Source organism: Georgenia daeguensis (genome assembly GCF_039537705.1).
Classification (GTDB): Bacteria; Actinomycetota; Actinomycetes; order Actinomycetales; family Actinomycetaceae; genus Georgenia; species Georgenia daeguensis.
Genome location: NZ_BAABBA010000029.1, coordinates 1 through 21105, shown reverse-complemented (window position 1 = coordinate 21105; position 21105 = coordinate 1). Strand labels below are relative to the sequence as shown.

The 21105-nt window shown below is 69.6% G+C and carries 16 protein-coding genes; 11 read left to right on the top strand and 5 right to left on the bottom strand.

The features are described 5' to 3' along the window. The first annotated feature begins 528 nt into the window (after positions 1 to 528). Positions 529 to 999 (top strand): hypothetical protein, encoded by a 471-nt coding sequence (locus ABD774_RS19190; RefSeq protein ID WP_345044865.1) that lies wholly within the window; start codon positions 529 to 531, stop codon positions 997 to 999. 693 nt (positions 1000 to 1692) lie between these two features. Here ABD774_RS19190 and ABD774_RS19185 read toward each other — a convergent pair. The 3 genes from ABD774_RS19185 to lnt all read right to left on the bottom strand — a co-directional run bounded on the left by ABD774_RS19185 (position 1693) and on the right by lnt (position 4500). After that, on the bottom strand, positions 1693 to 2325 hold the full coding sequence (locus ABD774_RS19185) for a hypothetical protein (protein WP_345044863.1): 633 nt from the start codon (positions 2323 to 2325) through the stop codon (positions 1693 to 1695). A gap of 219 nt (positions 2326 to 2544) precedes the next feature. Continuing rightward, entirely contained in the window at positions 2545 to 2850 is a 306-nt protein-coding gene (locus tag ABD774_RS19180) for a hypothetical protein (RefSeq protein WP_345044860.1), read from the bottom strand. A 96-nt stretch (positions 2851 to 2946) separates the two neighbouring features. After that, complete coding sequence (gene lnt / locus ABD774_RS19175) at positions 2947 to 4500, bottom strand: apolipoprotein N-acyltransferase (RefSeq protein WP_345044858.1); 1554 nt, start codon at positions 4498 to 4500, stop codon at positions 2947 to 2949. Between the two features lie 710 nt (positions 4501 to 5210). Here lnt and ABD774_RS19170 point away from each other — a divergent pair. Continuing rightward, positions 5211 to 5924: a response regulator gene (locus ABD774_RS19170; RefSeq protein ID WP_345044898.1), complete on the top strand. Its 714-nt coding sequence runs from the start codon at positions 5211 to 5213 to the stop codon at positions 5922 to 5924. Positions 5925 to 5962: 38 nt separating this feature from the next. Next, positions 5963 to 7090: a sensor histidine kinase gene (locus tag ABD774_RS19165; RefSeq protein ID WP_345044856.1), complete on the top strand. Its 1128-nt coding sequence runs from the start codon at positions 5963 to 5965 to the stop codon at positions 7088 to 7090. A 106-nt stretch (positions 7091 to 7196) separates the two neighbouring features. Here the strand turns inward: ABD774_RS19165 and ABD774_RS19160 are convergent, their stop codons facing one another. Together ABD774_RS19160 and ABD774_RS19155 are read right to left on the bottom strand one after the other, a co-directional pair. Beyond that, entirely contained in the window at positions 7197 to 7499 is a 303-nt protein-coding gene (locus ABD774_RS19160; RefSeq protein WP_345044854.1) for a DUF2933 domain-containing protein, read from the bottom strand. Positions 7500 to 7755: 256 nt separating this feature from the next. Then, positions 7756 to 8535: a prolipoprotein diacylglyceryl transferase gene (locus ABD774_RS19155; protein ID WP_345044851.1), complete on the bottom strand. Its 780-nt coding sequence runs from the start codon at positions 8533 to 8535 to the stop codon at positions 7756 to 7758. Positions 8536 to 8822: 287 nt separating this feature from the next. On the opposite strand from ABD774_RS19155, the gene ABD774_RS19150 reads away from it, so the two are divergent. The 8 genes from ABD774_RS19150 to ABD774_RS19115 all read left to right on the top strand — a co-directional run bounded on the left by ABD774_RS19150 (position 8823) and on the right by ABD774_RS19115 (position 20610). After that, the gene (locus ABD774_RS19150) at positions 8823 to 9143 is read left to right on the top strand and encodes a heavy-metal-associated domain-containing protein (RefSeq protein ID WP_345044848.1); all 321 of its coding nucleotides are present in this window, start codon (positions 8823 to 8825) and stop codon (positions 9141 to 9143) included. Continuing rightward, positions 9140 to 11917 (top strand): heavy metal translocating P-type ATPase, encoded by a 2778-nt coding sequence (locus tag ABD774_RS19145; protein ID WP_345044846.1) that lies wholly within the window; start codon positions 9140 to 9142, stop codon positions 11915 to 11917. The genes ABD774_RS19150 and ABD774_RS19145 overlap by 4 nt, the downstream gene beginning before the upstream one ends. Before the next feature lie 68 nt (positions 11918 to 11985). Next, entirely contained in the window at positions 11986 to 12288 is a 303-nt protein-coding gene (locus tag ABD774_RS19140; RefSeq protein WP_345044843.1) for a metal-sensitive transcriptional regulator, read from the top strand. Positions 12289 to 12303: 15 nt separating this feature from the next. Further along, positions 12304 to 12594 (top strand): DUF4193 domain-containing protein, encoded by a 291-nt coding sequence (locus ABD774_RS19135; RefSeq protein WP_345044841.1) that lies wholly within the window; start codon positions 12304 to 12306, stop codon positions 12592 to 12594. Positions 12595 to 12676: 82 nt separating this feature from the next. Beyond that, positions 12677 to 13732: a type II glyceraldehyde-3-phosphate dehydrogenase gene (locus ABD774_RS19130; RefSeq protein ID WP_345044838.1), complete on the top strand. Its 1056-nt coding sequence runs from the start codon at positions 12677 to 12679 to the stop codon at positions 13730 to 13732. Positions 13733 to 13810: 78 nt separating this feature from the next. Then, on the top strand, positions 13811 to 16402 hold the full coding sequence (locus ABD774_RS19125) for a heavy metal translocating P-type ATPase (RefSeq protein ID WP_345044835.1): 2592 nt from the start codon (positions 13811 to 13813) through the stop codon (positions 16400 to 16402). 111 nt (positions 16403 to 16513) lie between these two features. Beyond that, a complete protein-coding gene (locus ABD774_RS19120; RefSeq protein WP_345044833.1) occupies positions 16514 to 17392 on the top strand; it encodes a DMT family transporter in 879 nt (292 codons plus the stop codon). Further along, positions 17389 to 20610 (top strand): beta-phosphoglucomutase family hydrolase, encoded by a 3222-nt coding sequence (locus ABD774_RS19115; protein WP_345044831.1) that lies wholly within the window; start codon positions 17389 to 17391, stop codon positions 20608 to 20610. Before ABD774_RS19120 ends, ABD774_RS19115 begins: the two co-directional genes overlap by 4 nt. Positions 20611 to 21105 lie beyond the last annotated feature (495 nt).

The following is a 21105-nucleotide window of genomic DNA, read 5'->3' as shown; positions in this document are numbered from 1 at the left end:
GTCACCCCACAGATCCAAGGCTGAATCCACAGTCTGATCCCACCCCGAACCACAACGCCGATAACAGCCGATATGACACAGTGCACCTGTCTGTGTCAGCGCCCGTGTGCACGGGCCTTTGTCGAGTCCCGTTGGAGATGCGCTCTTCCCGCTCTATCTGGGTCGCCATGTGCGCGACTCCTGTCCCCTCTCAGTGCAGTTGGCGCAGTCTCATCGAATCTGGCGCATCCTTGAGTCCGTCTCATCAAAATTGAGCGCACGACATGCCTGCCCGCCGTTTCCTGCGCCCTCGGGCATCTTCGCGGTCGCCGTCCTGGTGGCCCGGGAAACCGCGAGCTGCGCCAGTTTCAATGAGACAGAACATCGACGTACGTCTCACCCAGCCTGGCGCGGCCCTGGTCAACGCCTCTCCATGCGCCAACTTCGATGAGACAAGACAACTCCCCTCTTGTTGCGCGCGTAGTTCGCTTCGGCGCGTTGGCTGACTGCTCCGTCCGGTAGTTCGCTGACGCTGGTAGACATGCTCCGGTGGCCACCGGCGAGAACCAGCTAGCTGACCATCCGCCGCACGAGACCGCCGTTCATCGGGAGCCGGGATTCCGCCGCTTGTGGGCGGCGAATTTCTCCGACGAGGCGGGTTCGCAGTTCTCTGCCATGGCGATGCAGGTCACCGCTGTCAGTGTGCTCGGCGCATCGACCCTGCAGCTCGGTGTGTTGACGGCGCTGGGTCGGGTGGCCTACCTGGTCATCGGGATCCCGGCCGGCGCCTGGGTGGACAGGTGGCGCAAGAAGCAGGTGATGATCCTGTGGGGCCTGGTGCGTGCCGCGGCGGTGGCCTCCGTGGCGGCCGCCTATCTGGTCTGCAAACGCTCGCTGGCCTCGGAGACGCGTCTGCGCCCCACGAGGGTCGGCAGGATCGCTGTGTGGGCCGTATCGAAGAAGACCGCCGCCACGCTGACCACCGCGGCGACCACCATGAGTTGGACGAGTGACAGGTGACCGAGGTGCGCAACGCGACCTGACTCGTGACGAACGACAACCCGGCTCTGACCGATCGGAGGAACGGCTCGCGTTCCTTCGCCGGTGCGTCGGGGTTCTTCCGTGCGGATCGACGCGACGAAGGTGGCGGAGAGCAGTCCGGTGGCTGCGGAGACTAGATAGAGGAGGCGAGCGGGGAAGCGGGCGAGGGCCATACCCGCCAGACCCGGACCGGCCACCGACATCACGGAGTCGGATTCTACCGGCGCTCCTCAGCTTCGTCTGCCGCTGTCTCCCACTCGATCGGGGTGCTCCGCAGTCGGCGAAGTGGGGAGAGGAAGACGGAGAGCGCGGATAGGGCGGCGAACGCCGCCGCGAGGAGAAGCACTGAGGCGTTCGAGAAATGAGCACCGAGTGCGCCTCCGAGGACCCAAAGTCGACAGGAGACCGCCTTTGCAACTTCTCGCGGCCGTCAGCGCGCCTTGCCCGGTCGGGCTCGAATGGCAGGCCCGCACCCGCGAGATCCGACGCCGCACCGAGATTGCCCAAGTACAACGGGACTAACACCCCGTCGTGAGAGCCACCCAATCTGAGCAGCTGCAAGTCAGGGACCAGGCGGCTGCTCATTCCCACGGGAACTCGACAGCCTTGGCTGTCCCCGTCTCAGTGATGGTGGTCCTGTCTCACTGAATCTGACGCATCCAACGTGCTGTCTCATCGAAGTCGGCGCATCGGGCGCCGTCCTCCCGCGACATGCTGCGACAAAGTAACCGGCGGCTCGTGGCCCCAGATCGCGCCGCTCAGGCCGCCGACGAGCCAGCCGAGCACGGGCCCCAGCACGCCGAGGACGGTCTCGACAAGCCGGCCGGACCAAAGCTCGGCTCGGCCGGTGTGGAAGCGCACGACCGTGTAGTAGAACTCGCCGATCACGTTGCCGGCCACGTACAGGCCGGCGGGGACGGCGTACGGGCCGATCTCGGAGATGACGCCGAGCGGCAGCGGGACGAGCTCGATCCACACCAGGGCCAGGGCGGCGGCCGTGCCGAAGAAGGCGGCCCCGCCCAGCACGGCGCCCACAAGCGGGACCGAGTGCAGGCGGGCGCACGTCATGCCCGCAATGACCGGGCGCAGCGGCGAGAGCACCAGGCGCGCCGGGGCGGAGACGTTGGACACCGCCCGGTACAGGCCGAACTGGTGCAGGCTCATGGGGAAGAGGAGCAGGTACGGGGTGCCGATGGAGCCGATGTTCATCATCGTGGCGTCGGGGATCAGCGTCTTGATGGCGTGGTGGTGCTGCACCATCCACTCCCGCACGCGGGCCGGGTGCCCGATGACCGGGCGAACCACCCCGAGGGTGCCGCCCGCCGCGCCCCCCCGCCCGGGCGAGGAGCAGGCTCAGCAGGCCGTGCTGGTCGGTCAGGTAGCCGGCCCCCCACCTGGCGAGGAACCCGACCACCACCATGACGTCCCCGGCCAGCACGCGCCCCCACCGGCCGTGGTGCGCCTGGTAGAACCGGGCGCCGTCGTAGTAGACCATCAGCACCGCTCCGACGCCGGCGATCGCCGTCACTGCGGGGTCGAGCGTGGTGCCCCGGCGACGGCGGCGACGGCGGCCCCGCACAGCAGCGCCACCCAGGCCAGGGTGTTGCCGTAGTCGGACCAGCGCGCGAGCTGCCCGCCGGTGCGTGCGGTGACGATCCAGGCGTCGCAGACCGTGGAGAAGACGACCGAGAGCCCCAGCACGTAGGTCAGGTACAGCGCGGAGAAGTACCCGTAGTCGGCGGCCTCGAGGGCGGCGAGCCCCACCAGCTGCGGCAGGACCGAGCCGACCGCGTGCACGCCCGTGGAGACCACCACGCGTGTGCGGGACATCGGCCACCTCGAATCGCCCTGGCTCCCGATGGCCACGGCTCGCCGAACGCTACCCGGCCCATGCGTGACCCTGGCGGCAAACAGACTCCGCTTCGCTTACTCCCTTGCCCGCCGATCGTGGCGTACAAGGGCGACAGGTTGGCGACCGGTCCGCCGGTACGTCGCAGTCAGGCCGGCAAGGACTATGAGGACCGCGAGTGCCTCGACCGCCCGGCTGGGCCACTCTCCCACCCGGTCCGCGTAGGTCGTGGAGGTGCGCAGCGGCACCTGGGTGATCATCTGCTCGGCGGTGAACAGTCCGGTCTGCTGCTCGATGGTTCCGTCCGGCGCAATGACGGCGCTGACCCCGACGGTGGAGATCTGGACTACCGCGCGTCCGTGCTCGGCGGCGCGGAAACGGGACATGGCAAGTTGCTGGGTGGACTCCTGAGTCAGCCCGAAGGAGGCGTTGTTGGTCGGGATCACGATGAGTTCACCACCTGCCAACACGCCCTCACGCAGGATGTCGTCGAAGGCGACCTCGAAGCAGATCGCTGTCGTGATCGGCACGGTACGGCCCAGCCGGTCGACAGGGACCGGGAGGAGTGCTGGCGCCGTCCCGGCGACCATGTCGGTACGCACCAGATCCACCGCGGAGGTGATGCGCCGGAAGACGTCGCGGTAGGGGATGTACTCCCCGAACGGCACCGGTCGCTGCTTGGTGTAGGCGACGTCGCCGCCGCCCCGGCCAGGCTGCCAGAGGATGTAGTCGTTGTAGCGCAGCCCCGGCACGAACCGTTGTGTGCCGAGCAGGATCGGAGCGCCTGCCGCCTGAGCGGCGCGGTCCACGGTGGCGGCGACGTCGGCGTCGGTGCGTGGGTCGATGTCCGAGGCGCTCTCGGGCCAGAGCACCACATCGAGGGCCTCCCTCCCCACCCGATCCACCAGCGCCTTGGTACCGGCCCCATGGTTGGCCGCCACCGCACGTGCTTGGGACATTGCCTCAGCGCCCCTGGCCGGCACGTTGCCCTGCACCGCCCCGACTCGCAGTGTCCCGCTCTCGGCCGAGGTCTCCAGCGGGACGAGGGGGAGCGCGCCCAGCGTTATGGCCACCAGGGCGCCGGCGGTGCCGGCCCGGCCCGGACGGCGGTTGTGAACCTCGACCAGCCCGGCGGCCAGCAGGGCGCTCAGGACGACAACAACCGCACTGACGAGGGTCGTCCCACCGAGCGGGGCGAGCCGCAGCAGGGGACCGTCAGTCTGGGAAAAGGCTAAGGCTCCCCACGGGAAGCCACCGAAAGGCCACTGGCCACGGGCCCGCTCCACCGCCACCCAGACGACCGCGACGGCGAGCACTTGAGCCCACGGCCGGTGATGAAGCCACGGGGCACGCCGTGCCCACGCCCAGGCCGCACCGAAGAGCGCGATGGCCCAGGCCTGGGCCACCGACAGGGCGATCCACCCGATCGGCTGCCCGACTGCCTCGTTCGCCCACCACAGGTGTGGGAGGAAGAAGGCCAGGCCGTAGAGGAAGCCCACCACCAGGGCCCAACGGGCGGAGTCGCGGCGCAGCGCCAGCAGCAGCAGCGCTACACCGACGTAGGCCATCGGCCACCAGGACTTGCCGGGGAAGGCTGTCTCGGTGAGCAGACCACCGACGACGGCGAGCACAACCGTCCAGCGGTGAGCCGAGAAGTTCCTTGAAGCGAGTCGCCCGGATGATCCGGTGGGCGCAGTGACCCGAGGGTCTACCGGTGTCGGCGTTCTCATGCCAGGTAGGACAGCACGGTGCTTGTGGCGCGCTCGGCGTGGCGAATGGTGTCGCAATCGGGCGGCTCACCGGCCGGGTCGGCCTGCAGGCGCACCGCCAGGGTATCCATGGCCAGCACGATAACTTGCCCTTGCCGACGCCCAGTACGCGCAACGGAGTACCCGTCCATGGGCATTGCTGGGCAACTCGCCTGTCTGGGGTACCGGCTGGGCGGATGCTCCGCCCACTTGCGCTGATGGGCCCTGCCGAGGTTGGCGGGCGCTTCGCCTGCACCCGCGCGCCCAAGAGTGTTCGCCTGTGCGCCATCACGGCCGGACCGCCATGTGGGCGTTTCGTACCCTCAGGGGAGTCTGAGGACAAACGGGGAACCGCCTTGCGCTCCACCCTGCTGGCCGGGGTCTCTTCGGGACGTACGAGGCGCAGAGGGATTGCCTGAACGGGCACCTCTGGGTGAGGCAGGCCGCAACTGTCAACCCCATGGGATCCCTCTGGAAGGGGAGTGTCGACGCGCAAGGTATGAGAGTCGGGGTTCTTGAAGATTTGCTGAAGTCGCTCGTCCCGTAGGTCAATGGCCTTCGACATCGCGGTCGGAGGCACACAGGATGGTGGCATGACGCGGGAAGAGAACAAGCGGCAACGTGTGCTCGTGGTCGACGACGAGGCACCCCTGGCCCAGTTGGTGGCCAGCTACCTCGAACGCGAGGGATTCGAGGTGCTGGTTACGGGTGACGGCCACCAGGCGATCGAGCACGCCCGCGAGTGGAAGCCCGAGGTCCTTGTTCTCGACCTCGGCCTTCCGGGACTGGACGGGGTCGAGGTCTGCCGTCGAATTCGTACCTTCTCCGACTGTTATGTCGTCATGCTCACCGCGCGGACCGAAGAGGTCGACAAGCTGGTGGGGCTGTCCGTCGGTGCCGACGACTACATCACCAAGCCGTTCAGCCCGCGTGAGCTCATGGCAAGGGTGCGAGCGATGCTGCGGCGCCCCCGGAGCTCTGAGGACTCGCGCGACACTGAGCATGTGGTGACGGTGGGAGGGCTGAAGGTTGACGTCGGTGCCCGAGAGGTTTACCTCCATGGGGACCTGGTGGAGCTGACTCGGACGGAGTTCGACGTGCTCGCGACCCTCGCGAGTCACCCCCGCATGGCTTTCTCCCGGCGCCAGCTGATCCATGAGGTCTGGGGCGACGGCTGGGTAGGCGATGACCACCTGGTTGATGTGCACGTCGGTCACGTGCGGCGCAAGCTCGGTGATGACCCGGCCGACCCGATGTTCATCACCACGGTGCGAGGGGTCGGTTATCGCATGGGCCGGGGAGAGTGACCCGAGTGGCTCGCGGTTGGGGGCTTGGCTCGCGGCTCTTGGCGGCAATCGTCGCTGTGGTGCTGGTCGCCGCGGGTACCGCGTGGGTGGTCGCATCGGCCATCGGCCCTACCCTTTTCCACGACCATCTGGTTCCGGAACCGACGTCCCAACAGGGCGTCGTCGAGCATGCGGAGCAGGCTTTCTCAACCGCATCGGCGATCACGTTGGCCCTCGCGCTGTTGGCCGCGCTGCTGACGTCGGTCTTGGTGAGCATCTTCTTGACCCGCCGCATCTCCAGATCTCTGGTTGGGGTCCGTCAGGCGGCAGACCGGATCGCGAACGAGGACTACACCGCCCGGGTGCCGGTCGTGGGCATGGGTGCGGAGTTCGACGACCTCGCTCGCGCGTTCAACACCATGGCGGAAGACCTGGGGCAGATCGAGCAGACCCGAACGCAGATGCTCGGAGACCTCGCGCACGAGATGCGCACCCCGCTCGCCACCCTGGACGCCTATATGGAGGCGATCCTGGATGGCGTGACGCAGCCGGACGAGGCGACGTTGATGATGATGCGGCAGCAAGTTGGTCGCCTCATTCGGCTCGCGGAAGACATTTCGCTGGTGACCTCGGCGGAGGAAGGACGCCTGACGACACACCGCGCACCTGTCTCAACCGCCCAGATCATCGACACGGCCGTGGCGCAGGCGACCCGGCGCTACGAGGAGAAGGGCGTAAACCTCGAGGTCGACGCCGACGCACTAGCTCGTGAGACTGTGCTGATGGCAGACGCCGAGCGTGTGGGCCAGGTGATGACGAACCTGCTCGATAACGCGTTACGGCACACCCCGCACGGCGGAACGGTCTGGTTCCGCGCCGAGCGCGACCACCAGACCGTGCGCGTGCGCGTGCGCGATGACGGTGAGGGCATCGCCGCTCAGCATCTTCCCCACCTGTTCGAGCGCTTCTACCGGGCTGACACCGCCCGCGACCGCGCTCACGGAGGCTCCGGCGTGGGGCTGGCGATCGTGCGGTCCATCACTCGCGCCCACGGCGGCACAGTCAGCGCTCACAGCGCCGGCTTAGGGACGGGCGCCGAGTTCACGGTAGAACTGCCCGTTCCCGATGATCCGCCGTTTCATGGTCGGCCTCACCCGCCGAGACTCCGTTCGAACCAGTCTTCCTAGATTTGGTCCACGGTGGATCCGGTCAAGCCCGAGCCAGGCCTCGCCGCGGTGGGCAACGGTTGCGTCTCCCGACGCACGGAGAGGTCCGACTCCGGTCCCGGCTTCCTCAGCGGCTGGGCTGAGGGGACTGTGCAGGCGCCCGCGTTGTGGTGACGTGGTGAGCTGAGGGTGTTGATACGTCTGGCTCGTCGACGGGGTGGGGGCGACCGTGACTTCTCTCGGTGCGGTCGTTCTTCCCCATCATGAACATCATGCCGATCATCATCAGCGGGCATGCGAGGACGGCCGCGAGGGGCCATGCCTCACCGAAGGAGCGACCCGCGGCCAGCAGGACGACGATCACCACCGCGGCGGCCCCGAGCATCCCTAGCAGGTGATTCTTCCCGCTGTGGTTGTGAGTGTTCGTCATCTTTGCCTGGCTCTCCCGTGGTGTTGACGTCTAGTTCCTGGCGGCCTTCGGAGCCGGGAAAGATCGCGGAGACCGTCCACATCCCTAGGCCGAGGAAGATGGCGCACGCCACCACCAGGAGCACCCATGTGACCAGCGTCATCGCGAGCCCCCCTGTTGTGCGACTGCCGACTCCTTCAGTGTGCCGACGTAACTGGTGCGGTGGTACGCAGAAGTGACGAAGAAACGCTGAAGAATCTGAGCCATGGTGCCCGGCTCAGCTGGCCACAGGTGTTTGACGAGGTCCCCCGGGCAGTGCCTCGACGCCCGGGAGCATGAGGGGTCGAGTGCGGGTGACCATGACCATCCCGGCCACGACGGAAACGATGGACCACAGCTGTGGCTGCGTCAGTCCCAGGAGGACTGGATCGTTGATCCGGACCGTTTCGACCAAGAATCGTGTGACTCCGCTGAGGACGAGGTAGGCGCCGAAGACGGCGGGTGGGTTCCACCGCTTGCTCAGGAGCCACAGGACTGCGGCGACGACTACGGCGGCCATGGCTTCGTACAGCGGTGTGGGATGCACCGGCACGTCAGTGGCGACCACACCGTCTGGGAACGTCATCGCCCAGGGCAGTGACGACGGCTCGCCATAGGTTCCGTCGCCGGAGAAGAAGCAGCCGAGTCGGCCTATTCCGTAGGCGAGGGCAAGTGGGACGGCGGTGTCACCGGCGACTGTGCCGACCGGTAAATTGCGGCGGCGGATGATGACGAGCGCCGCGATGAGACCGCCGGCCAGGCCGCCGTACCAGGTGAATCCCATCCCGCCGAAGTCATGGAGCGTGAGGGTCCCAGCGCTTCCTCGTTCAAGCAGGAAGTAGATCTTCGCCCCGACGAATCCCCAGACGGTGGCCCACAGCACCAACGCGTGGGCGTGGTCCTTCTTCAGCCCTGAGCGCTCGAACGCACGGCCGAGCAGATACGCAGCTACCAGGGCCGCCAGGGCTTTGCTGACCCCGTAGGTCTGGACATCGAGGCCGAAGATCGAGAACAGCACCGGTCGCACATTTCCTCCGTCCATTCGGGTGTGACGTCCGGCTTGCTGCCTTCCGCAGACACCCAGACAACGCTTACCGACGCAGACGAAGAGCCGGAGTAGAAACGGTCAAATTTCGGAGGAGATTCTCTCCGCGCGGATGACGACGGCCTCGGGCAGCGGGCTCGGGAGTCCGACGGAGTTCAGGAAATCTTCATCGCGCCGCCTGGGTGCTCTTTACTCCGGGGACGATACGGTGTTGGTACCCCCCGGGGGTAAGCCCTGGGGGTAAGGGAAGGAGCCGACCGATGGTCGTCACAGGATTTGCCGTTGCGGGTCTGACCTGCGGGGTGTGCCTGGCAGCGCTCCTAGAGCGGTTGCGCGCGGTGGACGATGTGCGTGAAGCAGCCGCAGATCTTGTGGTCGGCGGCGCCACGTCCGTGGTGGTGACGAGCGGCTCGGCCGTGCGGGTAGAGAGCATGCGCAGGGCGGTGGAGCAGGCGGGGTTCGTGCTCACCTCCTCCGACCAGTTCTCGGCGCCGCGCCACGGTTCCGGCCATCTGCTGGCCGCGCGGACATACAGCCGGGCACGGGACAACGAGTCGCGGAAGGAAGGTGTGCGGCGATGACCGGTTCGGAGATCGTCATCATCGTCGGGGCGGTCGCCCTGACCGGCTTCCTGGTCTGGTTCTTCTTCGGTCCGAAGAGGGCGCACCAGGCCGAGATGGACGACGGCGTGCAGGTGGTCAGGGTCAAGGTCCAGGGCGGGTACAGCCCTGACGTGGTCCAGGTGGCCCGGGGTGTGCCGGTGCGCATGGAGTTCGACCGGCAGGAGGCCGGTGACTGCACCTCCCGGGTGGTCATGCCGGACTTCAGGGTGAACCAGGTCCTGCCGGCGTACGAGACCACCGCGGTCGAGTTCACCCCGCAGGCGTCCGGGGAGTACGAGTTCGCCTGCGGGATGAACATGATCCGTGGGCGCGTGCAGGTCCTGGAGCGTGCTGCGACGGCGCAGACCGTGGCCGCTCCGGTGTCGGCGGCAGAATCCGGCCCGGCGACCGCCCGGGGTGGGTCCGACAGGTCCGGCACGACCTCACCCGGGCCCTCCGGGTTCGTGGCAGATGCCGATCCGGGTGACGGGGAGGCCGAGGAGCGCAACGCGGAGATCGCGGACCTGCGGCGCCGGGTGGTGGTCGGGACGGTCCTGACTGCACCGGTGCTCTTCGCGGTCATGTTCGTGGAGTTCTTCGGCGTCACCTGGATGCCCGAGATCTTGATGAACCACTGGCTCCAGCTGGCCCTGATCACGCCGGTGATGTTTTACACCGGCTGGCCGATCCACCGAACCGGGTGGCTGGCGCTGTCCCACCGCACCGCCGACATGAACTCCCTCATCACGCTGGGCACCATCGCCGCGTACGGCTACAGCCTCGTGGTGACCTTCTTCCCCGCTGTGCTGCCGGAGAACGTCCAGGAGGTCTACTACGAAGCGGTCGGGGTGATCATCACCCTGATCCTGCTGGGCCGGCTGCTGGAGACCAAGGCGAAGGCTGGTACGGGTGAGGCGATCCGTGCCCTGATCGGGCTGCAGCCGCGCACCGCCCGGGTCGTCCGGGACGGTGAGGAGGTGGAGGTTCCTGTCGACGACGTCGTCGTCGGTGACGTCGTGCTCGTCCGCCCAGGGGAGAAGCTCCCCGTGGACGGGGAGGTGCTGGAGGGCTCCTCCGCCGTGGACGAGTCGATGGTCACCGGTGAGCCGATCCCGGTGACGAAGCAGGTCGGGGACACGGTCATCGGCGCCACGATCAACCAGACCGGTGCGTTCGGGTACACCGCCACCAAGGTCGGCGCGGAGACGATGCTCGCGCAGATCATCAAGCTGGTGAGGGAGGCGCAGGGGTCCAAGGCGCCGATCCAGCGGCTGGTGGACAAGGTCTCGAGCTACTTCGTCCCGGCGGTGATCGCCATCGCGATCTGGACCTTCGTGGTCTGGGCGCTGGTAGGTCCGCCGCCGGCGAGCATCTTCGCCCTGGTCGCGGCGGTGTCGGTGCTGATCATCGCCTGCCCGTGCGCGCTCGGGCTCGCGACACCGATGTCCATCACGGTGGGCACCGGCAAGGGCGCCACCAACGGCATCCTGATCCGCTCGGCGGAGGCCCTGGAGACCGCGCACAAGCTCGACACCGTGGTGCTGGACAAGACCGGCACCATCACCAAGGGTGCCCCGGCGCTCACGGACGTCCTCCCGGCCGAGGGGTTCGCGGCCGAGGAGCTGCTGGCCCTGGTGGCCTCGGTGGAGGTCTCCTCCGAGCACCCGCTCGCCACCGCGATCCTGACCGGCGCGCGGGAGCGCGGTCTGGAACCGGCCGGGGCGACGGCGTTCGACTCCGTCACCGGCCAGGGGGTGCGCGCCCTGGTGGGGGGCCGGGAGGTCCTGGTGGGCAACCGGCGCCTGCTGGCCGCGGCCGGGATCGAATCAGATCCGCTGGCCGCCGACCTCGAGCGGCTGGCCGCCGACGGCAAGACCCCGATGCTCGTGGCGGTGGACGGGCGTCCCGCCGGCGTGGTCGGCGTGGCCGACACCGTCAAGGAGGGCTCAGCGGCGGCCGTCACGGCCCTGCAGGAGCGCGGCATCGAGGTCGTGATGATGACCGGCGACAACCGCGACACCGCCGCGGCCATCGCCCGACAGGTCGGCATCACCCGAGTGGTCGCCGAGGTCATGCCCGAGCACAAGGCCGCCGAGGTCAAGCGCCTCCAGGCCGGCGGCAAGGTCGTCGGAATGGTCGGCGACGGCATCAACGACGCCCCCGCCCTGGCCCAGGCCGACGTCGGCTCCGCCATCGGCACCGGCACGGACGTGGCCATCGAGTCCTCCGACATCACCCTGATCTCCGGGGCCCTGTCTGGGCTGGTCACCGCGATCGACCTGTCCCGGGCCACCATGCGCAACATCCGGCAGAACCTGGTCTTCGCGTTCCTGTACAACGGCCTGGGCATCCCGATCGCCGCCGGGGTGCTCTACCCCGCCCTCGGCATCACCCTGAGCCCGATGATCGCCGCTGCCGCCATGGCGCTGTCCTCCCTGTCCGTGGTCGCCAACGCCAACCGGCTGCGCCGCTTCACCCCGCGCCCGGTCCAAGACGTCGCCCATGTCGCCGCCGCCGACCCGGTGGTGGAGGTCGGGCGCGATGAGGAAGACAACCCACCCGCAACACCCATGGAGGAAGACATGTCCCAGAAGTCCGCGAAGGTCACCGACCCCGTCTGCGGGATGAGCATCGACCCCGCATCCGCCGCCGACAGCGCCGAGTACGAGGGCACCACGTACTACTTCTGCTCCGGCCACTGCGCGGCGACCTTCAAGGCCGACCCGAGCAAGTACGCGGCAGTGCGGGCATGACGTCCCGCGCCTGCCGGGGTGGAGGCTCCACCTCGGCAGGCGCCGCCCACGGGGGTGAAGGAGGAGCGATGAGCACGACACCGGGAGCCGACGGCCAGGCTGTGATCCCCCGCCAGGTGGTCAACCGGCTGCGCCGGGTCGAGGGACAGGTGCGCGGCATCACACGGATGGTCGAGCAGGACGCGTACTGCATAGATGTTCTGACCCAGGTCTCCGCGGCCTCCCGTGCGCTGCAAGGCGTGGCGCTGCTCCTGCTGGACGAGCACATGCACCACTGCCTCGCCGACGCTTCACGGGCCGGCGAAGCGATCCAGGCGGCCAAGATCCGTGAGGCGTCCGAGGCCATCACCCGGCTCGTGCGCAGCAGCTGAGAAGGGAAGACAGCGGTGACGATCGACTACGACGCCCCTCGCCCACGCTACGACGACGCGCCGGAGACGGCGGCGTCACCCGAGCTCACCGCTGCGGCACCGCAGCAGGAAGAACCGGACGAGGCCGAGCTGGCCGACTCCTACACGCTGCCCGGGGCGGACCTGTCCGGCGAGGAGCTCACCGTGCAGGTCCTGCCCCAGCAGCAGGACGAGTTCACCTGCACCCGGTGCTTCCTCGTCCACCACCGCAGCCAGCTGGTCACCACCATCGACGGCCGACCGGTGTGCACCGAGTGCGCCGCCTGACCCTGCCGAAACTCAGAACAGCACAACACAGAGAACACACGGAACAAGCTCAGAGAACACGGAACAAGCACTGGAGGCTGTTATGACCATCAACGTTGCCGTCAATGGTTATGGAGTGATCGGCAAGCGGGTCGCCGACGCCGTCCGCGCCATGCCGGACATGGAACTGGTGGGGGTGGCGGACGTCGCCACGGACTGGCGCGTGCGTACCGCCGCAGGGCTCGGCATCGACGTGTTCACGGCCGCCCAGGACGCGGGCACCGCGATGCAGGCGGTCGGGGTCCCCGTGGCCGGCACGCTGGGCGACCTGCTCGACCAGGTGGAGGTGGTGGTGGACACCACCCCAAAGAAGGTCGCCGCCACCAACCTGCAGGCCTACCGGGCCGCCCGGGTCAAGGCCGTCTTCCAGGGCGGGGAGTCGCACGCCACCACCGGGCACTCTTTCGTCGCCCAGGCCAACTACGCCACCGCGCTCGGCCGGGACACCACCCGGGTGGTCTCGTGCAACACCACCAGCATCGTGCGCGTGCTCGGGGCGCTCCAGGACGCCGACCTCCTCGCCCGCGCCCGCGGGGTCCTGATCCGGCGGGCCACCGACCCGGGCGAGTCACATCAGGGCGGTGTCATGAACACCGTGGTCCCCGAGGCCTCCATCCCCTCCCACCAGGGTCCGGACGCCCGCACGGTCCTGCCCGACCTGGACGTGGTGACCATGGCTGCGAAGGCAGCGCACACCCAGACTCACAACCACTACTGGACCCTGCAGCTGACCCGACCGGCCAGCCGTGAGGAGGTTCTGGACGCCCTGCGGGCCGCCCCGCGCATCGCGTTCATTCGCATGGCCGACGGTCTCACGGCACTGAACACCACCGTCGAGCTCATGCGGGACCTGGGCCGGCCGCGGGGGGACATGTGGGAGGTCGCCCTGTGGGAGGACGTCCTGACCGTCGAGGGGGATGAGGTCTACCTGACCTACCAGGTCTACAACGAGGCCATCGTCGTCCCCGAGACCATCGACGCCATCCGGGCACTGGCCGGAACCGTGGCCGACGGCGCCATCTCGATCGCGATGACTGACGAAGTTTTGGGTATGCGGCGTGAGTTCCTGCCTGACGCGGTCCGGGCGACGGCGGATTGAGACCGGACGGACGGGTCAGTATCACGCTGGCCCGTCAGCACGATTTGTCGGCCACGGGGCCGGAAAGGAAGACCTGATATGAAGCCTCAGTCCACGGTCCTGGAGGTCGGCGGCCTGCACTGGGCCACCTCGGAACCGGTGATCGTCAAGACCCTGCTGGGCCGTCCTGGCGTGCTCGCCGTCGAGGCCAGCGCCGTCTCCCAGACCGCGACGGTCACCTACGATCCCGGCAAGACCTCCGTCGCCCAGCTGGTCGGCTGGGTCAACGACTGCGGCTACCACTGCGCCGGGCAGTCGGTACCAGACCACATGTGCCACCCGATGGCCGAACCGGCCCACACCGACGCCAACGCCGGGCAAGCCAGCCACGACGCCAACGCCGGACACGAGACCGACGCCGGGCACGACGCCCACGCCGGACACGAGACCGACGCCGGGCACGACGCCCACGCCGGACACCAGACCGACGCCGGACACGACGCCCACGCCGGACACCAGACCGACGCCGGACACGACGCCCACGCCGGACACCAGACCGACGCCGGACACGACGCCCACGCCGGCGGCGAGGAGACCGATCGGTCCGCGCAGGCGGTGATGGGCCACGGCGGGCATCACGGCGGTGGGTCGATGGAGGACATGACGCGGGACATGCGCAACCGGTTCCTGGTCGCCGCGGTGCTTTCCGTGGTGATCCTCCTCTGGTCCCCGATCGGGCGAGAGGTCCTCGGGTTCACCGTCCCGGCGCCGTTCGGGCTGCGCGATGACGTTTTCTCCCTGATCTTGTCCCTGCCGGTGGTGTTGTACTCGGCGTGGATCTTCTTCGACGGCGCTTACCGGGCGCTGAAGGCCAGGACGCTGGACATGATGGTCCTGGTGGCGGTCGGTGTCGGCGCCGGGTGGCTGTACAGCCTGGTGGTCACGTTCACCGGCGGTGGTGAGGTTTTCTACGAGGCGGCCACGGTGCTGACCACCTTCGTCCTCCTCGGGCACTGGCTGGAGATGCGCGCCCGGGGCGGCGCGAACGACGCCGTGCGCACGCTGCTCGAGCTCGCACCCTCCCAGGCCGTCGTGATCCGTGACGGCCAGCCGGTGGAGGTCCCTACGTCCGAGGTCGTCGTCGGTGACCTGCTGCTGGTGCGACCGGGGGCAAAGATCCCGGTCGACGCGGTGGTGGAGGAAGGGGAGTCCGAGGTCGACGAGTCGATGGTGACCGGGGAATCCATGCCGGTGGAGAAGGCGCCGGGGGCGGAGGTGATCGGCGCGTCGATCAACACCACCGGCACCCTGCGGGCCCGGGCCACGAAGGTCGGTGCGGACACCGCCCTGGCGCAGATCGTCAAGATGGTCCAGGAGGCGCAGAACTCCAAGGCTCCGGGGCAGCGACTGGCCGACCGGGCCGCGTTCTGGCTGGTGTTCGTCGCCCTGATCGGCGGCGGGACCACGTTCGCGGTCTGGATGCTCGCCGGTGCCGGGGTGGCGCAGGCGATGCTCTTCGCGATCACCGTGGTGGTCATTACCTGCCCCGATGCCCTGGGTCTGGCCACCCCGACGGCGATCATGGTCGGCACCGGGCTTGGTGCGCAGCGGGGGGTGTTGTTCAAGAACGCCACCGCCCTGGAGGGGACCGCGAAGATCGACACGGTGGTGATGGACAAGACCGGCACGCTGACCAAGGGTGAGCCGGAGGTCACCGACGTCATCGCGTCGGGGATGGGTGAGGAGGAGATGCTGGCCCTGGTCGCTGCGGTCGAGCGCGAGTCTGAGCACCCGCTGGCCCGCGCGATCGACAGCCATGCCGCTCAGCGGGGCGTGCCGGTGCTGGCCGTGAGTGAGTTCCTTAACGTCCCCGGCCACGGCGCCACGGCCGTGGTCGACGGTCGCCGGGTCCTGGTAGGAAATCTCCGCCTCATGACCCGGGAGAACGTTGACGTGGGCGACCTGGCCGAGCGGCGGGACGAGCTGGCCGCCTCGGGGCGCACCGCGGTGCTCGCCGCTGTGGACGGGCGCGCGGTCGGTGTCATCGCACTGGCCGACGCCGCTCGGGCGACGGCCGCCGCGGCCGTGGCGGCCCTGCACGAGTCCGGGATCGAGGTCGTCATGCTGACCGGCGACAACGAGGCCACCGCGCGGCGCATCGCCGAGCAGCTCGGCATCGACACCGTCATCGCCGAGGTCCTGCCCGGGGACAAGGCCGAGAAGGTCGCCGAGCTGCAGCAGGCCGGAAACACGGTGGCGATGGTCGGCGACGGCGTCAACGACGCCCCGGCCCTGGCCAAGGCCGACATCGGCATCGCGATCGGCGCCGGGACGGACGTGGCGATCGAGACAGCGGATATCGTCCTGATGCGCTCGGACCCCCTGGACGTCTCCGTCGCGCTGCGCATCGGCAAGGGCACCGTACGGAAGGAGCGGCAGAACCTGGCCTGGGCCATCGGCTACAACGCCATCGCGCTACCGATCGCCGCCGGGGTGTTCTACCCCGCGTTCGGCCTGATGCTCCGCCCGGAGATCGCGGCCCTGTCGATGTCCGGCTCCACGGTCATCGTCACCGTCAACGCGCTGCTGCTCAAGCGGCTCAGGTTGCCGGCGCAGCAGGCCCCGGCCGCGCCGCAGCGCGCCGTCCGGGAGCCGGAGCCGACCGCTCCGGTGCCGGCCGGCACCCGCTGACCGGCTGCCGGTATGGACCACACCCCGGTGGACCCCGGCACCCCGGCCGCCCGGACTGCACCGGCTGCCGGAGCGGTGACCGGGGGTGCGCGGCGGCCGAAGCCGTTGCGCATGCTGTGGATCACCGCGGCCTGGGGGGCGTGCTTCGTCGCGATCGAGTGGGGTCTGCGCGACGCACCGCTGCTGTGGTACGCGGCCCTGCGGGCACTGGTGGCCGGCGGGGCGCTGCTGGCCCTGGCGGGCGTCCAGCGCCGCCCGGCCCCGGACGGGCCGCGAGCCTGGGGGCTGATCACCGTCCTGGGACTGGTCAACGTCACCGTGGCGTTCGCGGCGATGTTCGCCGGGGTCGCCGGTGGCGCCACCGGCACCGCCGCGGTGCTGGCCAACGCCCAGCCGCTGCTGATCCTCCTGCCGGCCTGGTGGCTCTACGGGGAGAGGCTCTCCCCCCGGACGGCGGTCGCCCTGGTCGTGGGCTTCGCCGGCCTCGTCCTCGTCGCGGTGCCCGGCGGCGGGGGCAGCGGGGCGGCGCTGTCGCTGCTCGCGGCGGCTGCCGTGACGGGGGGCACGCTCCTGTCCCGGCGGCTGGGCGGGCTGGACCTAGTCACCGCCACCGCGTGGCACCTGCTGCTCGGTGGGGCGGGGCTGGTGGTGCTGGCCGCCGTCGTCGAGGGCGCCCCGGTGATCGCCTGGACGCCCCGCTTCGTCCTGTCGCTGGCGTTCCTGGCCCTGGTGGGCACCGCGGCGACCACGGTGGCGTGGTTCGCCGAGGCTCGCCGCAACCGGCTGGACACGTTGACCACGTGGACGTTCCTGACCCCGGTCCTCGGCATCGCCCTGGCCGCCGTCGTGCTGGGGGAGCGCCCGGGTGGGTGGACCGCCGCCGGGCTCCTCGCCGTGCTGTCGGCCATGTGGGTCGTCCTGCGACCGCCGCACCGGACGAACACGGCCGCGGCCACCACACCCGGCGTACCGATCGAAGGAGAACCGTGACACCCCCGACGACGCGCCCGGCATCGTCCACCGCGGTCCCTGCCCCGACGGGGGCGGTGCCGCCGCAGGAGGCGGTGGTCTTCGACCTGGACGGGGTGGTGACGGACACCGCCACACTGCACGCCGAGGCATGGCGGCAGCTTTTCGAGACGGTCCTTGCCGATCCGCGGGCGGGCGGGCCCGGCGCCCACACACCTTTCGACGTAGTGGCGGACTATCGCCGCCACGTCGACGGGCGCTCGAGGGTCGACGGGGTGGCCGCCTTCCTTGCCGCCCGCGGCATCGACGTCCCTGTGGGGACGCCGCAGGACCCGGCGGGGGCCTGGACGGTGCACGGGCTGGCCGCATGGAAGAACGAGATCAATCTCGACCTGCTGGCCGAGCACGGCGCTGCGGCTTTTCCCGGCACGGTGGACCTGCTGGCCCGGTTGCGGGCCGGTGGCGTGCCGGTGGCTCTTGTCACGGCCAGCCGCAACGCCAGTGCTCTGCTGGAGGCCGCGGGGCTGGCGGGGGCCTTCGATGTGGTCGTGGACGGCGACCGCGCCGCCGAGCTGGGCCTGGCGGGCAAGCCCGACCCGGCGATGTTCCTGACGGCGGCCGGCGAGCTGGGAGTCGACCCGGCACGGGTCGCGGTGGTGGAGGACGCCGTGGCTGGTGTCCAGGCGGCCCGGCGGGGTGGGTTCGGCCTGGTGGTCGGGGTGGCCCGGGCCGGGCAGCGGGCCGAGCTGGAGGCGGCCGGGGCGCACCTGGTGGTCGAGGACGTTGGTCAGCTCGACCTCGGGGCGCTGCGCGCGGACCCCTGGACGCTCGTCTACGAGGGGTTCGACCCCGCCCACGAGGGTCACCGCGAGGCGCTGACCACGCTGGGCAACGGCTATCTCGGCACCCGCGGCGCCGCCCCGGAGCGCGCCGCGGACGGGGTGCACTATCCCGGTACCTACCTGGCGGGGGTCTACAACCGGCTGGTCTCGAGCGTTCATGGCCGCCAGATGGAGGACGAGCACCTGGTCAACGCGCCCAACTGGCTACCGCTGGACGTGCGCACCGACGCGGGCGGGTGGTGGTCCGCCGGTGACCTCACCACCTCGCGGGAGCGGCGAGAGCTGGACCTGCGCCGGGGGGTCCTGACCCGCACCGCGGTGCTCACCGACGCCGCCGGGCGCCGGCTGCGCCTGACGCAGCGGCGCCTCGTCTCGATGGCCCGGCCCCACCTGGCTGCCCTTCAGACCACGCTCGTGGCGCAGGGGTGGGACGGGACCGTGCAGGTGCGGTCGGGGATCGACGCGGGGGTGGTCAACGCCAACGTCACCGAGTACGCCGCCCTGGCCAACCGCCACCTGCGCACCGTAGGTGCCAAGGAGGCGGGGGCCGGCACCTTCGTGGTGGAGGTGGAGACCACCCAGAGCCAGGTGCGGATCGCGGCCGCCGCCCTCACCAGCGTCAGCGGGGCTGCGCCGGGCGGCACTGCCGAGCACGACGGGGAGCTCTTCGCCCAGGTCTTCGACCTGCCGCTCGAGGACGGCGACCCGGTCACCATCGACAAGACCGTCGCCGTGTTCACCTCCAAGGACCCTGCGATCGCCTCCCCACGGCTGGCCGCACTGAGCGAGCTCGATGCGGTCCCGGGCGGGTTCGGCGACCTCCTCCCCGCGCACGAGGAGGCCTGGGCGCGGCTGTGGGAGCGTTTCGGTGTCGCCCTCGAGGCCGACACCCAGACCCGGCTCGTGATCAACCTGCACGTGTTTCATCTCCTGCAGTCGCTCTCCGCGCACACCGCGGCCCTCGACGCCGGGGTCCCGGCCCGCGGCCTGCACGGGGAGGGGTACCGGGGGCACGTCTTCTGGGACGAAGTCTTCGTCCTGCCGGTGCTCACCGCCCACCTGCCCCGAGTCAGCCGCGGTCTGCTGGAGTACCGCTGGCGGCGCCTGGACGCCGCCCGCCGTGCGGCCGCAGCCGCGGGCCTGCCCGGGGCGATGTTCCCCTGGCAGAGCGGCAGCGACGGGCGCGAGGAGACCCCTGCGGAGCTGTTTAACACCCGATCGGGCCGGTGGATGCCGGATAACTCGCGCCGGCAGCGCCATGTCGGCCTCGCCGTCGCGGTCAACGCCTGGGAGTACTACCAGGCCACCGGTGACGTGCGCTGGCTCGCCGAGCGGGGCGCCGACCTCATCATTGAGGTCGCCCGGTTCTTCACCGCACTGGCCACATACGACGCCGCCACGGACCGGTACCACATCAGCGGGGTGATGGGGCCGGACGAGTACCACGACGGCTACCCCGGCGCCCCCGGACAGGGCCTGGCCGACAACGCCTACACCAACGTCATGACCGCGTGGATGTGCCGGCGGGCCCTTGACGTCCTGGAGGCGGTGGCCGGGCACGAGTGCGACGACGTCCACGCCCGCCTGGGCATCCGCCCGGAGGAACCGGCCACGTGGGAGCACCTCAGCCGGCGCCTGGCCGTGCCGTTCCTCCCAGACGGGATCATCGCCCAGTTCGCCGGCTACGAGCACCTGGCCGAGCTGGACTGGGACCGCTACCGGCGCACGTACGGCAACATCGGCCGCCTGGATCTGATTCTGGAGGCCGAGGGTGACGCGACCAACTGGTACAAGTTGGCCAAGCAGGCCGACGTCCTCATGCTCATCTACCTCCTAGGCCCGGACGGGCTGCTGGGCATGCTGGACCGGCTCGGCTACCCCACCACCCGTCACGTGCTGGCACGCACGGTGGACTACTACCTCGCCCGCACCGCTCACGGGTCCACCCTGAGCCGGGTCGTGCACGCCTCCGTCCTGGCCCGGATGGACCCTGCCCGTGGCTGGCAGACTTTTCGTGAGGCCCTGGCCGCAGACCTGGACGACACCCAGGGCGGCACCACGAAGGAGGGCATCCACCTCGGTGCCATGGCCGGCACGCTCGATATCCTCACCCGGTCCTTCGCCGGCCTGCGCACCGATGGCACCACCGTCGCACTGGACCCCGTCCTGCCGGCCGTGCTGCACGCGCTGCGGGTCCGCCTGCAGCACCGGGGTCAACGCCTCCAGGTCTCGATCGACGACGACACTTTGACCGTCACGGCCGAGCCGTGCGTGGCAGACCCGCGTGTCCGGCTGCGGGTCGGTGGGCACGAGGCCACCTTGGCATCGGGCACCACGCGGCGTTTCCGACGCGAGGCCGACACGTGGCATCCCGAGCAGAGAACACCGGCGCCCTGACCCCTGTGGGCCGGGACATACGAGGCGCTGTGGAGGGCCGAGATCGGCCTCCATGTCGGCGTGATGGACCTGACGCTGGAGGTCCGGCGGTGGTTTTCTCGACCGCGGCCCCAGCGCAGTTGGCGTGTGAGCGCAAGGTGGCCGTGACGGTGCTGGGGCTGGGTTGTAGCCACTGATGTCCCGGCCCGAGCAAGATCTGGGTTGCCGTGGAGGAACCCGTACTGCTGCGGTGGCTTCGCCACTGGCGCTGGTTCGTCTTACATGGAGGGAACCTACGTCCGCCGAGCCGGCCACACGCACGAATCGGTCGGTCAGACCATGGAACACGCCGGCAGGTGCGAGGTTGATCTTGCCGTCGTCGGTAATCCGGCTCTTCGCAGTTGACGGTGTAGCGGTGGTGGGCGCGTCGGTCGCCGGATAGGGGTCGAGGTCTTCCGATGATGGGAGTTCTGACGCTGCCCATCTGGAAGACCTCGACGTGCCCGACGCTACCTT

Bases quoted from the DNA above. Each gene is read 5' to 3' on its own strand.
- ABD774_RS19180 (WP_345044860.1), bottom strand. From the start codon at position 2,850: ATGTCCCGCACACGCGTGGTGGTCTCCACGGGCGTGCACGCGGTCGGC.
- ABD774_RS19170 (WP_345044898.1), top strand. From the start codon at position 5,211: ATGACGCGGGAAGAGAACAAGCGGCAACGTGTGCTCGTGGTCGACGAC.
- ABD774_RS19160 (WP_345044854.1), bottom strand. From the start codon at position 7,499: ATGACGAACACTCACAACCACAGCGGGAAGAATCACCTGCTAGGGATG.
- ABD774_RS19150 (WP_345044848.1), top strand. From the start codon at position 8,823: ATGGTCGTCACAGGATTTGCCGTTGCGGGTCTGACCTGCGGGGTGTGC.
- ABD774_RS19145 (WP_345044846.1), top strand. From the start codon at position 9,140: ATGACCGGTTCGGAGATCGTCATCATCGTCGGGGCGGTCGCCCTGACC.
- ABD774_RS19140 (WP_345044843.1), top strand. From the start codon at position 11,986: ATGAGCACGACACCGGGAGCCGACGGCCAGGCTGTGATCCCCCGCCAG.
- ABD774_RS19130 (WP_345044838.1), top strand. From the start codon at position 12,677: ATGACCATCAACGTTGCCGTCAATGGTTATGGAGTGATCGGCAAGCGG.
- ABD774_RS19125 (WP_345044835.1), top strand. From the start codon at position 13,811: ATGAAGCCTCAGTCCACGGTCCTGGAGGTCGGCGGCCTGCACTGGGCC.
- ABD774_RS19120 (WP_345044833.1), top strand. From the start codon at position 16,514: ATGCTGTGGATCACCGCGGCCTGGGGGGCGTGCTTCGTCGCGATCGAG.